We start from the raw sequence: 12,792 nt of genomic DNA, 5'->3' as shown, positions 1-12,792 counted from the left end.
TGCTTCACTACGCTCAGCATGACGTTCTTTACCCTCCTATCATCATCTTCTTCGTGCTTTCCTTTCCCAACGCCAAGCTCAACCTGGGCCTCTACGTGACGGCCAAGCGCCCCGATGGCTACCACGCGCTCGAAACCGTGTTTTTGCCCCTGCCCTGGGCCGATGTGCTCGAAGTGCTGCCCGCCCCCAAAGGCCAGCTAGCCCCCGACCTCACGCTGAGCGGCCGGCCCATTCCGGGCGAAGTGGCTACCAACCTCTGCCTCAAAGCATATGAGCTGCTTAAAGCTGATTTCCCAAGCTTGCCCGCCGTGCAGATGCAGCTGCACAAAATAGTGCCCATCGGTGCCGGGCTGGGCGGCGGCTCGGCCGATGCGGCGTTTGCCCTGCGGGCTATCAGCGATGTTTTTGGGTTGAACCTGACCACCGGGCAGCTCGAAAGCTACGCCCGCCGGCTCGGGGCCGACTGCGCGTTTTTCATTCAAAACACGCCCCGGCTAGCCCTGGAAAAAGGCGACGTGTTCGAGCCAATCGATTTGAACCTGGCGGGCACGCCCTGCGTGGTGGTGTATCCGGGGCTGCACATCAGCACGGCGCAGGCGTTTGCGGGCATTGTGCCGCAGGCGCCGGCCCACCCGCTGCGCACCGCCCTGGCCCGGCCGATGGCCGAGTGGCGCCACACGGTTTTCAATGACTTTGAAAAGTCGCTAGCCCCCGTGCATCCCCTATTAGCCGACATCAAGCAGCAGCTTTACGAGGCGGGCGCCACCTATGCCAGTCTCTCGGGCTCGGGCTCGGCGGTGTATGGGCTGTTTCCGGGGCTAGCCGAGGCGCCGGCCCTGGCCTGGCCCGGCGAGTACCTGGTATGGCGGGGTGTGCTGTAGAAAAGATTGTCATGGCGAGCCTGGCGAGGCACTTGCATCAGCCCGATTTTTGGGCCGGCCATTTGCCTACCGCTCGGGTGCGCTTGCGGCGCTGCGCGCGCCATGACAACCGTTCTTCATTTAAACTACGACCTCGGCTGCAGCGCGCTGGCGGGCGCGGCGCTGGTTCCACTGGTCGAGCACAGGGTGCACGAGCACGCTGGCCAAGATGAGCACCGTGCCCAGGTAAAAGCCGCCCGACATTTTCTCCTGCCCAAAGCCCGGCACCCCTAGCACGAACATACTCTGCGCCAGCACAATGCCATACACCGGCTCCAGGTTAATGGTCAGGTTTACCACGAAGGCCGAAATGCGCTTCATCAGCTCGACCGACGACGAGAAGGCGTATACCGTGCACACGCCCGCCAGCAGCAGCAGCCACAGCCAGTCGAGGCCGTGCCAGGCCAGCTGCAAGCCCTGGCCGTGGGTGAAATACCGGCTGTAAACCGGGAAGAACAGCACAATGCTCCCGCACGCGCCCAGCATCTCATAAAAGGTGAGGCGCACCGGCGCGTGGCGCTTCACGAGCTGCGAGTTGAGCACGCTGAACAGCGCCGACAAGCCCGCCGAGGCCACCGCCACCAGCAAGCCAGTGAGTTGCGTAAACTCGGCCTGCGAAATCAGATACAGGCCTAGCATGGCCAGCAGCCCCAGCCCCACCTCGTAGGGCCGCACCGGGCGCCACAAAATCAGGGGCTCCAGCAAGGAGGTCCAGAGGGCCAGCGTGGCTAGCCCCGCCAGGCACACGCTAACGGACGACAGGCGCGCGGCCAGAAAAAACGTAATCCAGTGGGCCGCCACCAGCGCGCCCACGCCCAGCAGCTTCAGCGCCTCGGCCGGGGCCACGCGCCAGCCGGTGCGCCGCGCCAGCAGCAGGCCCGCTAGCCCGGTGCTGGCCAGCAAGGTGCGCCAAAACACCAGCTCAACGGGCGGCACCGTGAGCAGCTTGCCCAAAATGGCGGTGAAGCCCCACAGCAGGACGATAAAATGCAGCTTAAGGTAGTCTTTGAGCATATAATCTAGTTGTCATTGCGAGCGCAACGAAGTGGAGCGCGGCAATCATTCCTTGCCGGCTGCATGAGTGGAGGATTATCCCAGCTGCTAAGGAAAGATTGCCGCGCTCCACTTCGTTGCGCTCGCAATGACAGCCGACTGTGGGGTTGCTACTTGGGCACCACCCGATACAAAAACACGCCAATGACCGAAAATACCATGCCCGGCACCCAGGCCGCTAGCATGGGCGGCACCGAGCCCACCGAAGCCAGGTTGCGCGAGAGCATCACGAAGATGATGAAAATAAAGGCGAGCACGAAGCCCAGCGCAATTTGCCCACCCACGCCGGCGCGGCTCTTGCGCGCACTCAGCACCACCCCAATGAGGGTCAGGATAATGGTATCGAACGGGTAGGCATAGCGCTCGTACTTCACGCTCAGGTACTGGGCCGTGTCGTTGGCGCCGCGCATTATTTTGGTGGCAATGAGGTCGTTAAGCTCGGGCGAAGTCAACGTTTCGGCCAGGCGGTAGGTGCTGGCAAAGTCCTTGGGGTAGAGGTTGAGCGTAGTATCGCGGGCCGGGATAAGCTGGAGCGTCTCGGCGGTTTGCCCGTGAAAGGTGCGCACAGTTTGGGGCGTCATTTTCCAGGCCTGCTTGGTCGAGTCCCAGGTCAGGGCATCGGCCGTGAGGCGACGGCGCAGAATGGTGCTGTCGATGGTTTCGAGCGCAAAGTGGTAGCCGATGTTGTGCTCGGCGTCGTAGCTCTCCAGGTAGGCGTAGCTGCGCGGCCCTATTTTGACGTGAATGTTGCGCCCCTCGTATTTCCAGGGCTCCTGCACGTGCAGGTTCTCAAACTTCACTATCTCCTTGGTTCCCTTCGGGATAACCCAGCTGATGAGCCCAAACGTGAGCACCGCGATAATGCTGGCCCCCATGGTGTAGGGCAGCAGCAGCCGCTCGAAGCTCATGCCGCTGGCCAGCATGGCTACCAGCTCGGTGCGCGCCGCCAGCCGCGAGGTCACAAACACCACCGCAATGAAGATGGTAATGGGCGCCAGCAGGTTGGAAAAGTACGGAAACAGGTACACGTAGTAGTGCGTGAAGACGTGCCAGAACGTGAGGTTGTGGTGCAAAAAGTCGTCGTTCTTCTCCGTGTAGTCAATCACGCATATCACCGACACCAGCATGATGACCGTGAAAAAAAACGCGGTCAAAAACTTGGAGATGATGTATTTATCGAGGATTTTCATTTACGCACGAAATCATAAAAAAGTCGTCTGTCATTACAGAAATACGCCTGTCATTGCGAGGAGGAACGACGAAGCAATCGCATCTAACCGGCTTAATCAGCAGCTAATACTTCGCCATCAAATCCTGCCACGTCGGGTTTTGCTCGTTAATCAGCACTAGCTTCTTCAACCGAGAACCGCCTTTTAACTGTTTTTCACGTTCGATGGCGGCCGTAATACTGGGCGATGTTTCAAAATAGACCAGCTTGTTAACACTATACCTCTTTGTAAAGCCTTCGTGCATGCCGGCCTTATGCTCGGCTACCCGACGTTCTAGGTCGTTGGTAACACCAATGTACAGAACTGTATGATATTTATTTGTCATAATATACACGTAATAGGCATTCATACTAGACCATTTTATCAAGTTGAGACTAATCGTGTTTGTCATTGCGAGGAGGCACGACGAAGCAATCGCACCAAGACGAGCCGCTTGGGTTCTGTTCGGGTGCGATTGCTTCGTCGTGCCTCCTCGCAATGACAAACGGTTTTTTTACAGCCGCCGCATCAGCTTTTCCACCATCGCTGTTTTCCAAGGCCCGTAGGTGCCGGCCACGATTTGCTGGCGCGCCTGCTTCACCAGCCAGAGGTAAAACGTGAGGTTGTGCTGCGAGGCTATTTGGGCCCCTAGTATCTCCTTCGAGTGAATGAGGTGGCGCAGGTAGGCCTTGCTGTAAAAGCTGCTCACGTGCCCGCCCAGCTCTTCGTCGATGGGCGAAAAATCGTCGGCCCATTTCTTACTGCCCACATTGATGATGCCCTGGGTGGTGAACAGCATGCCGTTGCGGGCGTTGCGGGTGGGCATCACGCAGTCGAACATATCGACCCCTAGCGCAATGTTTTCCAAGATGTTAGCCGGCGTGCCCACGCCCATGAGGTAGCGCGGCTTGTCCTTCGGCAGGATGTCGCAGACCAGCTCGGTCATCTCGTACATCAGCTCGGCGGGCTCACCCACGCTGAGGCCGCCGATGGCGTTGCCGGCGCGGCCCTGCGCGGCGATAAACTCGGCCGACTGCACGCGCAAATCCTTGAAGGTGCTGCCCTGCACGATGGGAAATAGGGTTTGCTCGTAGCCGTAGAGCGGCTCGGTGCTGTCGAGGCGCTGGATGCAGCGCTTGAGCCAGCGGTGCGTCATGTCCAGCGAGCGGCGGGCGTAGTCGTACTCGCAGGGCCAGGGCGTGCACTCATCAAAGGCCATGATAATATCGGCCCCGATGCGGCGCTGAATATCCATCACGCCCTCGGGCGAAAACAGGTGCTTCGAGCCGTCGATGTGCGAGCGGAAGGTTACGCCTTCCTCCTTAATCTTGCGGGTTCCCGAAAGCGAAAACACCTGGTAGCCCCCGCTATCGGTTAGGATGGGCCCGTCCCAACCGTTGAACTGATGTAGACCGCCGGCAGCTTGTAGCACGTCGAGGCCCGGGCGCAGGTAGAGGTGGTAGGTATTGCCGAGGATAATCTGGGCCTGCACATCTTGCTTTAGCTCGCGCTGGCCCACCGCTTTCACGGTGCCGGCCGTGCCGACGGGCATAAAAATGGGCGTTTCGATAGCGCCGTGGGCCGTGGTGAGGCGGCCGGCGCGGGCTTTGGTGCCGGGGTCGTGGGCTAGTACGTCAAACTTCATTCTCCCAAAATTACCGCCGGCTTACCTTTGCCGGCTCGTATCGTGTTGTTATCTCCGCTCCCCCATTTGCCGCCCGCCTTGCTTTTGCTGCCCTTGCTGCTCGTGCAAGGGTGGTTTTGGGGGCGGTATTTTCGACCTTTTACCCGCCGCCCGGCCGAGGCCGGGGCTAGCGAGCCGGGCCCCGACAACGAGCCGGTGTCGATTATCGTGTGCGCGCACAACGAGTTAGATAATCTGCGCGAGCTGGTGCCGCTGCTGCTGCGCCAGGAATACCCGGCTGGTTTCGAGCTGGTGCTCATCGACGACCGCAGCCAGGACGACACCTACCTCTACGCCCAACAGCTGAGCCAATATTACCCGGGTCGCTTCCGGCTCGTGACGGTGGCGCGCACGCCGGCCGGCTTTGCGCCCAAAAAATATGCGCTCACGCTCGGCATCAAAGCCGCCCGCTACGAGCGCCTGCTGTTTACCGATGCCGACTGCCGGCCTGTCAGCCCCGGCTGGCTGCGCCTGATGCAGCGCGGCTTTGCCCAGAAAAACGGGGCCGATATCGTGATAGGGTTCTCCGGCTACGCCGAGGCGCCGGGCTTGCTCAACAAGCTCATTCGCTACGAAACGCTGCTTACCGGCGCGCAATACCTGGGCCTGGCCTGGGCCGGCCACCCCTACATGGGCGTGGGCCGCAACCTGGCCTACACCAAGGCTACCTTCAACAGCACCAAGGGTTTTGCCAGCCACATCCGGCGCCTGAGCGGCGACGACGACCTGCTGGTGCAAGACGCGGTAGCCGCCGGCGCCCGCACCGCCGTGGTGGCCGCCCCCGACGCCCAGACCCTGAGCCAGCCCGCCGAAACCTGGGGCGCCTGGTGGCGCCAGAAGCGGCGGCACCTCTCGGCCGGCAGCCGCTACCGGGCCGCCGACCGCCGCCGGCTAGCCCTTTTTATGGGCAGCAACGTGCTTTTTTACGCGCTTACGCCCGTCGTTTTGGCAGTTGGATGGAACCGCGATAACTTGGTATCTTTGACAATAATCTGGTTGGCGCGAACATTGTTGGCCTTATTAACTTATGTACCCCTAGCGCGCCGCTTGCGCACTACGTTGCCCCCGCTGGCCCTGCCAGCCCTCGATTTTCTATACTTCGTCCTCTATTGCGCCTGGGGTTCATCCTTGCTCCGCCGCCGCCCGCTCCAATGGAAGTAAATCCTGCCGATATTCAGAAACAGTTCTCGTCCAAGGCCAAGCACGATTTCAAGCTTATCCGGGCAGCCGTGGACCACGGCGACGAGAAGGCCTACGCCGAGCTGATGCACATCTACAAAAAGCCGGTGTTTCACGTCGTGCTGAAGATGGTGCGCAACCCCGACGACGCCGAGGACCTGACCATCGAGGCCTTCGCCAAGGCGTTCAAAAACCTGCATAAATTCAACCCCGAGTTTGCGTTCAGCACCTGGCTGTTCCGCATTGCCACCAACAATTGCATTGACTTTATTCGCAAGAATAAAATCAAGACGATGAGCATCGACTCGGCCGTGAAAATGGGCGACGGCGACGAGATTCAGCTGGAGTTTCGCGACAACGACCTCAACCCGGCCGACACGACGATTAAGAACCAGAAAATCGAAATCATGCGCCACGTCGTGTCGCGCCTGCCCGATAAGTACCAGCGCCTCGTGAGCCTGCGCTACTTCGACGAGCTGAGCTACGAGGAAATCGCCACCGAGCTGAAAGCCCCGCTCGGCACCGTGAAAGCCCAGCTGCACCGCGCCCGCGAGCTGCTCTATGACATGGTGAAGGACAAGAAAGAGTTTATTTAATCGTCTATTTCGGTACTATCAATCTCGCCTGTCATTGCGAGGAGGCACGACGAAGCAATCGCACCTGAACGAGCCGTTCGGGTACCGTTCAGGTGCGATTGCTTCGTCGTGCCTCCTCGCAATGACAGTTTTTTTTATGCAGCTTCTCACTACCTACTTCCCCCATCTTACCAAGCCGCAGCTAGCCCAGTTTGCCCGCCTCGAAACCGAGTTTAAGGCCTGGAACGCGCAGATAAACCTGGTGGCCCGCACCGACACCGACAACCTCCTGGAGCGCCACATTCTGCACTCGCTGGGTATTGCCAAGGTGGTGCAGTTTCCGGCGGGCAGCGCGGTGCTTGATGTGGGCACGGGCGGCGGCCTGCCGGGCCTGCCGCTGGCTATCCTATTCCCGGAGGTGAAGTTTCACCTCGTCGATAGCATCGGCAAAAAGATTAGGGCCGTGCAGTTTATGGCCGCCGACCTGGGCCTGACCAACGTGACGGCCGAGCAAACCCGCGCCGAGCAGGTGCACGCCAAATTCGACTTTGTGGTGAGCCGCGCCGTGGCCCGGCTAGCCACCTTCCACCCCTGGATAGCCCACCGCTACAAGGCCAAGCCCGCCAAAGGCGCCGGCTTGTATTACCTGAAAGGCGGCGACCTGACCGAGGAAATCGCCGAAAGCGGCCTGGTAGCGCGCGAAGTCAATTTGTCGGACTTTTTTCAGGAAGAATTTTTCGAGACGAAAAAAGTGGTGGTGGTGCCGGTGTAGGACTTCCACAACGAAAAAGCGTCCGTCATGCTGAGCTTGCCGAAGCATCTTAATCGTACTGCTAGGGTCGCCAATCCTAACAACGCGACCAAGATGCTTCGACAAGCTCAGCATGACGGACGTTCTTAGCTTTTACTTGTTGCTTCCTGGGCGGCAAATAGCTGCTGGAGCTTCTCCATCAAGCGGTTGCGGGTGGCATCTTCCTGGCCGGGGGCGGTGTAGGCGCGGAAGGCCACCAGCATGGTAGCGCCGGGCTTGAGGCTGACGAGGGCAACCTGCGGCGCAGGCTCGGGCAGCACCTGCTCATCGCGCTGCAACAGCGGCAGCGCCTGCTGGCGCAGGGCGTCGAGGTCGGTGGTGCTGGCCAGCTCCAGCTGAATTTCGACCAGCGCACGCTGCGGGTGCGCCTTGTTGACAATGACGCCGTTGGAGGTGGCGCCGTTGGGCAGAATAATGGTGTCGCCCTGCGGGGTGAGCAGCAGGGTATTGAAAATCTGAATGGCCTGCACGGTGCCGCTCTTGCCCTGGCTTTCGATGACATCGCCCACGGTAAACGGCTTGAAAATCAGAATCAACACTCCGCCCGCGAAATTAGCTAGGGTGCCTTGCAGGGCCAGGCCCACGGCCAGGCCCGCCGCCCCCAGAATAGCCACGAACGACGTTGTCTCGAACCCGGCCATGCCGGCCGCTGAGATGAGCAGCAGCACCTTGAGGGCAATGCTGAACATGCTGCTCAGGAACGAGCTGAGCGACACATCGAGCCGCGCCGTGGCCGCCGATACCAGCCGGCTAGCCCACCCAATAACCCACCAGCCAATAACGAGCAGCAGCACCGCCGACAGCAGCCGGGGCAGGTACAGCACCACGAGGCTCGTGAGGCGCTCGGTATAAACAGTGAGCTGAGAAACGGAAAGGGCAACTGGCAAAGGCATAGACAACGCAACGTTAGGAAAAGCGACTTGGGCAAATATAATGGCCGAGACGAGGCTAGCGGGGCGTTTTCAGGAGTTCAACGCGCAGCATCTTATCGCCGATTTCGAGCTGCTGCACCACACTCATGCCCTGCACCACCTGAGCAAAAATGGTGTAGCGGCCATCGAGGTGCGGCGTGGGCTGGTGCGTGAAAAAGAACTGGCAGCTCTCGGTGTCTTTGCCGGCTGAGGCCAGCCCCACGGCCCCGGCGCCGTAGGTGAGCTGGCTGAATTCGGAGCGCAGGTTGTAGGGCGTGCTGCCCGAGCCATCGCCACGAGGGTCGCCGCCCTGGGCCACAAAATCGGGCACCACGCGGTGGAAATACAGGCCGTCGTAGAAATGCTGCTTTAGCAAACTCACGAAGCTGGCTACCGAGCCGGGGGCTTCTACTACTTTCAATTCCAAGACGATAACGCCCTTTGTAGTGGTCATTTGCACGCGCTGGCCCACCGGAATGGTTTGAACCAGCGCCCAGTCGATGGGATGCTGGCTGGCCGGGCCAACCGGAGCGGGCGTGGGCGTCGGCTTCTTTTCGAGCTTATCCAGCGCCTGCTGCAAGCCTAGCCACGCCTCAATTTCGCGGGGCAGCGTGAGCTTGCCCTGGGCCTGGCGCAGGGCGGCCAGGTCTTCGGGCTGAGGCGCGGGCACCAGGGCAGCGTTGCCAAATGCCTCTGCGGCAGTGGCTAGCTGGGCCACATCGGCGCTGGCCAGCGCCCGACGCAGGGCGGCCGTGAAAGCGGCCTGGCGGGCGGCAGAGAAATTTTTATTGCCGCGCAAGCTCACCAGCGCCGCCAGGGCCGCGCCGGGCACGATGGTAGGGCCGGTAGTGAGGGCCGCTTCCTGGGCCAGAAAATCGAACTGCGCCGGGTCTTCGCTGAGGGCAGTGAGCAAGGCGGCTTTCTCGTATTGGTTCGGCGTTTTTTGGTAGCGCTGGCGAATGGTATCGGCCAGGGCCGGGCGCTGCTCGGCCGCGGCGTGGCGCAGGGCCGCTTGCAGCAACGTGGCCCGGGTGCGCCAGTGGGGGGCGTTTTGGGCCGAAAATGCGATGCCGGCCGCGTAGCGCACCCGGTCTACCTCATTGTCGGCCGTGGTGGTATCGTGGGCGGTTTTCAAAAACCACTCGGCGGCCGTGAGCGACTCCTGCGGCAGGGGCGCGCTCAGCGCCCGGCCGGCGGCGCGCACACGCAGGCTGTCGGTATCGCTGGTTTTCACTTGTAAAATCACCTGGTTTGCCGCTTTGCCCGGCCGGCGCGTGGCCGATACTACCTTGATGGGGTTGGTGGGCAAGGCGCGCAACGCCGCAATGCGCACGCGGTGGTCGGGGTCTTTGCCAACGGCCTTCAGCAAAGCAGCCAGCGCTGCCGGCCGCGCCACCCGGCCCAGCGCCGAGGCGCAGTTTTCGCGCACAAAATAGCTAGGGTCGGTGCCGACGGCTTGCAGCAGCGCCGGTAGCGCCACCCGCGCCAGCGTCGAATCCTGGCCCCGCATCCGGGTAAGGGCCGCCGAGGCGCCGGCCCGCGCCGGGGCCAGCCGGGCGCCCGGCTGGCCTAGCAGCAACGTGGCGCGGCGCACCACCTCGGGCATGGCCAGCCCGCGCAGGCTGGCGCGGTACAGCGCCCAGGCCTGGCCCGGCGCGGCGGCCGAGTCGGGGCCGGGCAGCTTTACCTCCCATAACTGGCTGACTGAGCGCTTGGTGACGCAGCGGCCCAGCGCCTCATAGGTGGCGCGGCGGGCTAGCGCGCTGGCTTCGGGCTGGGCGAGGCGCTGGGCCAGGGCGGGCACGGCCAGGCTGTCGCCGGTCTGGCCCAGGGCGTAGGCGGCGGCGCGGCGCACGGCGGGGCGGGCATCGTGCAGCAGCGGCAGCAGGGCGGGCACGGCCTTCTTATCCTGCACCGAGGCTAGCGCTTCGGCGGCGGCGGCCCGGTAGGCAGGGTTTTTATCTTGCAGAAAAGGCAGCAGAGTGGCCGTTTGGCGGGCATCCTGGGCGGTGGCAATGCGGCGGCGCACCGCATCGGCATACGGGTGGGCGGGCGGCACGGCCAGGGCCGGCAGGGACAAGAAAGCGAGAAGCGCGAGCGATTTTAGCATGAGCCGGGCGGAAATTTGCCGCTGCAAATAGCATTCAATCGGGCGTATGCGCGGGCTAGCGCCTGGCAGCGCGACCTTTGTAGCTCGCGCTTCCGAGCCCACAAGGTCACGGGCAAAACGCGAGCTACCAAGTTTGCGCCACCGCTCATGCCCTCCCCTACCGACCCTTCCCAGCTCCGCATTCAGGATTTTCACTACGACCTGCCCGCCGCCCGCATTGCGCCCGAGCCCCTGGCCGACCGCGCCGCCAGCAAGCTGCTGGTGAGCCGCCACGGTGAAATTGCCGACAAGACGTTTCGCGACCTGTCCGGCGAGCTGCCAGCGGCTAGCCTCTTAATTTTCAACGATACCCGCGTGGTGCGCGCCCGCTTGCTGGCTCAGCGGCCCACGGGCGGCATGGTCGAGTTGTTTTGCCTGGAGCCGGTGGCCCCGCACCGGGCCATCGAGCCTGCCTTGCAGCAAACCGGCGCCTGCACCTGGCGCTGCCTGGTGGGCAACGGCCGCCGCTGGAAGAGTGGCCCGGTCACGCTCAATTTCAGCTTTGCCGGCCGGCCCGCCACGCTCACGGCCGTGCGCCAGGCCCACGAGGCTAGCGGCGAAAGCCTGATTGATTTCAATTGGACGCCCGCCTCGCTGCCCTTTGCCGAGGTGCTGCGGGCGGCCGGCCACCTGCCCCTGCCGCCCTACCTGCACCGCCCCGACACCGCCGCCGATGCCGTGCGCTACCAAACCGTGTACGCGGCCCACGAGGGTGCCGTGGCGGCGCCCACCGCCGGGCTGCATTTCACGCCCGAAGTGCTGGCCGACCTGGCCGCCAAGGGCATGGCCAGCGGCTACGTAACCTTGCACGTGGGCGCCGGCACCTTTCAGCCAGTGAAGGCCGAAACCATGGCCGGCCACCCCATGCACGCCGAGCCTATTATTGTGCAGGCCAGCTTGTTGCGGCAGCTGCTAGGGCACCGGCCGCGGCCGGTTATCGCGGTGGGCACCACCAGCCTGCGCACCCTCGAAAGCCTGTATTGGCTGGGTGCGGCGCTGGTGCGCCAACCCGCTAGCCCCGGCGCCGAGCTGCGCGTGGGGCAGTGGCAGCCCTACGCCCCGCTAGCCCCCGGCGAAACCGAAATTACTCCCGAGGCCGCCTTGCTAGCCCTGCTCGCTCACTTAGAAGCCACTGGCTCCGAAGCCATTGAGGCTAGTACGCAGCTACTCATCGGGCCGGGCTACCGCTTTCGGCTGGTGCAGGGGCTGATTACCAATTTTCACCAGCCCGAAAGCACGCTGCTGCTGCTGGTGGCGGCGCTGCTAGGGCCGGGCTGGCGGGCGGTGTACGACCACGCGCTAACCCATGGCTACCGCTTTTTGAGCTACGGCGACTCCTCACTGCTTTTACCCTAATGGTCGGGCTTATAACGGGCTACGTCGGCTTTGGCACGGGCTTTGAAATATTGCGGCCAGCGGAGACAACCCGGCCCTGATGGCCGCGTAAAAGGCTCCGAAAACACCTCTTCTCCTTCTACTCAAGTCATGAAAAAAGTAATTTTGCTGCTCGCCGCCTGCGCGTTCACTACCGCCGCCATCGCCCAAACTCCCGAAACTGAAGTAAAGGTTCGTGACAACGGCACAAAGAAGGTTGTTACCAAAACCGGCAAAACCAACGTAGGTGCTGCCCTCGAAAACACGGCCGATGCTGCCGGCAACGTAGCCAAGAAGGCTGGTCGCAAAATCAAGCACGGCGCCAATAAGGTTAGCAGCAAAGCCAAGCGCGGCAGCCGGAAAATGGAAGCCAAAACTGAAAACTAGTCTTAGCCAAGACTGCCCAAAAAAAGCCCTGGCCGAAGCCAGGGCTTTTTTTGTGGTCTGCCGGCGGGCAGTTTAGTTGCCCGATGCGTTTTCGGCTGGCTTTTCGCGTAGCTGGTACAGCACATTCTCTATCACGCTTTGGGCGAAGATGCTGACGCCCGCGTTGAGCACCGCCAGGGCCGCCGTGCCGGCGATTATCCACCTGGCGGGTGGGGCACCCTGCGTTTTCATCGTGCCGGCCCAGTCGACCAGGCAGGCGCCCGCGCCAATCGCCATGAGCCCGCCGGGGGCCAGAAGAAGCCATTTTTTCTTGTGTGTCATGAATCTATGGAGCTAGTGGCCCGGCCTCCGCTAGCCGCACCTGCTTTTTCATACCTTCCGCCCCAAAGCAAGGTTGTCTGCAAGCGCCAGCAACAACCAATCCGCAGAATTTACACCTCACCTATTTTGGGTGCATCGAGGAATTTTATAAGCTTTACTTCCTTTTTACCCGTCAAATCGCAGTAGTTTTTACCAAAATAAGCAAGAAACTAGCCTTACC

General features: G+C 61.9%; 13 protein-coding genes. 6 read left to right on the top strand and 7 right to left on the bottom strand.

The features are described 5' to 3' along the window. The first annotated feature begins 53 nt into the window (after positions 1-53). Positions 54-881, top strand: coding sequence for a 4-(cytidine 5'-diphospho)-2-C-methyl-D-erythritol kinase (gene ispE / locus Q5H89_RS18850; RefSeq protein WP_305020905.1), 828 nt, complete (start codon positions 54-56; stop codon positions 879-881). A gap of 120 nt (positions 882-1,001) precedes the next feature. Here the strand turns inward: ispE and Q5H89_RS18845 are convergent, their stop codons facing one another. The 4 genes from Q5H89_RS18845 to tgt form a co-directional block, all read right to left on the bottom strand. Next, positions 1,002-1,934, bottom strand: a complete 933-nt coding sequence (locus Q5H89_RS18845) for a DMT family transporter (protein ID WP_305020904.1) — start codon at positions 1,932-1,934, stop codon at positions 1,002-1,004. 149 nt (positions 1,935-2,083) lie between these two features. Further along, the gene (locus Q5H89_RS18840) at positions 2,084-3,163 is read right to left on the bottom strand and encodes an LptF/LptG family permease (RefSeq protein WP_305020903.1); all 1,080 of its coding nucleotides are present in this window, start codon (positions 3,161-3,163) and stop codon (positions 2,084-2,086) included. Between the two features lie 103 nt (positions 3,164-3,266). Further along, entirely contained in the window at positions 3,267-3,551 is a 285-nt protein-coding gene (locus tag Q5H89_RS18835; RefSeq protein ID WP_305020902.1) for a GIY-YIG nuclease family protein, read from the bottom strand. Between the two features lie 144 nt (positions 3,552-3,695). Next, positions 3,696-4,826: a tRNA guanosine(34) transglycosylase Tgt gene (gene tgt, locus Q5H89_RS18830; RefSeq protein ID WP_305020901.1), complete on the bottom strand. Its 1,131-nt coding sequence runs from the start codon at positions 4,824-4,826 to the stop codon at positions 3,696-3,698. A gap of 78 nt (positions 4,827-4,904) precedes the next feature. Here tgt and Q5H89_RS18825 point away from each other — a divergent pair, with 78 nt between their 5' ends. The 3 genes from Q5H89_RS18825 to rsmG all read left to right on the top strand — a co-directional run bounded on the left by Q5H89_RS18825 (position 4,905) and on the right by rsmG (position 7,391). Then, on the top strand, positions 4,905-6,026 hold the full coding sequence (locus tag Q5H89_RS18825; protein ID WP_305020900.1) for a glycosyltransferase: 1,122 nt from the start codon (positions 4,905-4,907) through the stop codon (positions 6,024-6,026). Beyond that, on the top strand, positions 6,017-6,640 hold the full coding sequence (locus Q5H89_RS18820; RefSeq protein ID WP_305020899.1) for an RNA polymerase sigma factor: 624 nt from the start codon (positions 6,017-6,019) through the stop codon (positions 6,638-6,640). Before Q5H89_RS18825 ends, Q5H89_RS18820 begins: the two co-directional genes overlap by 10 nt. A 136-nt stretch (positions 6,641-6,776) precedes the next feature. Further along, positions 6,777-7,391 carry a 16S rRNA (guanine(527)-N(7))-methyltransferase RsmG gene (gene rsmG, locus Q5H89_RS18815; RefSeq protein ID WP_305020898.1) on the top strand — a complete coding sequence of 205 codons (615 nt, stop codon included), beginning with the start codon at positions 6,777-6,779 and terminating at the stop codon, positions 7,389-7,391. 125 nt (positions 7,392-7,516) lie between these two features. Here the strand turns inward: rsmG and Q5H89_RS18810 are convergent, their stop codons facing one another. Both Q5H89_RS18810 and Q5H89_RS18805 read right to left on the bottom strand, forming a co-directional pair. Then, positions 7,517-8,323, bottom strand: a complete 807-nt coding sequence (locus Q5H89_RS18810; protein WP_305020897.1) for a mechanosensitive ion channel family protein — start codon at positions 8,321-8,323, stop codon at positions 7,517-7,519. Between the two features lie 55 nt (positions 8,324-8,378). Next, a complete protein-coding gene (locus Q5H89_RS18805) occupies positions 8,379-10,451 on the bottom strand; it encodes a peptidylprolyl isomerase (RefSeq protein ID WP_305020896.1) in 2,073 nt (690 codons plus the stop codon). Positions 10,452-10,598: 147 nt separating this feature from the next. Between Q5H89_RS18805 and Q5H89_RS18800 the strand changes: the two genes are divergently transcribed. Together Q5H89_RS18800 and Q5H89_RS18795 are read left to right on the top strand one after the other, a co-directional pair. Next, positions 10,599-11,846 carry an S-adenosylmethionine:tRNA ribosyltransferase-isomerase gene (locus tag Q5H89_RS18800; RefSeq protein ID WP_305020895.1) on the top strand — a complete coding sequence of 416 codons (1,248 nt, stop codon included), beginning with the start codon at positions 10,599-10,601 and terminating at the stop codon, positions 11,844-11,846. 129 nt (positions 11,847-11,975) lie between these two features. After that, the gene (locus Q5H89_RS18795; protein ID WP_305020894.1) at positions 11,976-12,251 is read left to right on the top strand and encodes a hypothetical protein; all 276 of its coding nucleotides are present in this window, start codon (positions 11,976-11,978) and stop codon (positions 12,249-12,251) included. Positions 12,252-12,323: 72 nt separating this feature from the next. On the opposite strand, the gene Q5H89_RS18790 is transcribed toward Q5H89_RS18795, so the two are convergent. After that, positions 12,324-12,572, bottom strand: coding sequence for a hypothetical protein (locus Q5H89_RS18790; RefSeq protein WP_305020893.1), 249 nt, complete (start codon positions 12,570-12,572; stop codon positions 12,324-12,326). Positions 12,573-12,792: the final 220 nt, after the last annotated feature.

Origin of the sequence: Hymenobacter cheonanensis (genome assembly GCF_030581075.1) — a bacterium.
In the GTDB taxonomy this organism is placed as follows: Bacteria; Bacteroidota; Bacteroidia; order Cytophagales; family Hymenobacteraceae; genus Hymenobacter.
Note: the sequence above shows the minus strand (reverse complement) of the source record. Positions and strands in the feature narration are given on the sequence as shown.

Bases quoted from the DNA above. Each gene is read 5' to 3' on its own strand.
- Q5H89_RS18845 (WP_305020904.1), bottom strand. From the start codon at position 1,934: ATGCTCAAAGACTACCTTAAGCTGCATTTTATCGTCCTGCTGTGGGGC.
- Q5H89_RS18840 (WP_305020903.1), bottom strand. From the start codon at position 3,163: ATGAAAATCCTCGATAAATACATCATCTCCAAGTTTTTGACCGCGTTT.
- Q5H89_RS18835 (WP_305020902.1), bottom strand. From the start codon at position 3,551: ATGAATGCCTATTACGTGTATATTATGACAAATAAATATCATACAGTT.
- tgt (WP_305020901.1), bottom strand. From the start codon at position 4,826: ATGAAGTTTGACGTACTAGCCCACGACCCCGGCACCAAAGCCCGCGCC.
- Q5H89_RS18820 (WP_305020899.1), top strand. From the start codon at position 6,017: ATGGAAGTAAATCCTGCCGATATTCAGAAACAGTTCTCGTCCAAGGCC.
- rsmG (WP_305020898.1), top strand. From the start codon at position 6,777: ATGCAGCTTCTCACTACCTACTTCCCCCATCTTACCAAGCCGCAGCTA.
- Q5H89_RS18810 (WP_305020897.1), bottom strand. From the start codon at position 8,323: ATGCCTTTGCCAGTTGCCCTTTCCGTTTCTCAGCTCACTGTTTATACC.
- Q5H89_RS18805 (WP_305020896.1), bottom strand. From the start codon at position 10,451: ATGCTAAAATCGCTCGCGCTTCTCGCTTTCTTGTCCCTGCCGGCCCTG.
- Q5H89_RS18800 (WP_305020895.1), top strand. From the start codon at position 10,599: ATGCCCTCCCCTACCGACCCTTCCCAGCTCCGCATTCAGGATTTTCAC.
- Q5H89_RS18795 (WP_305020894.1), top strand. From the start codon at position 11,976: ATGAAAAAAGTAATTTTGCTGCTCGCCGCCTGCGCGTTCACTACCGCC.
- Q5H89_RS18790 (WP_305020893.1), bottom strand. From the start codon at position 12,572: ATGACACACAAGAAAAAATGGCTTCTTCTGGCCCCCGGCGGGCTCATG.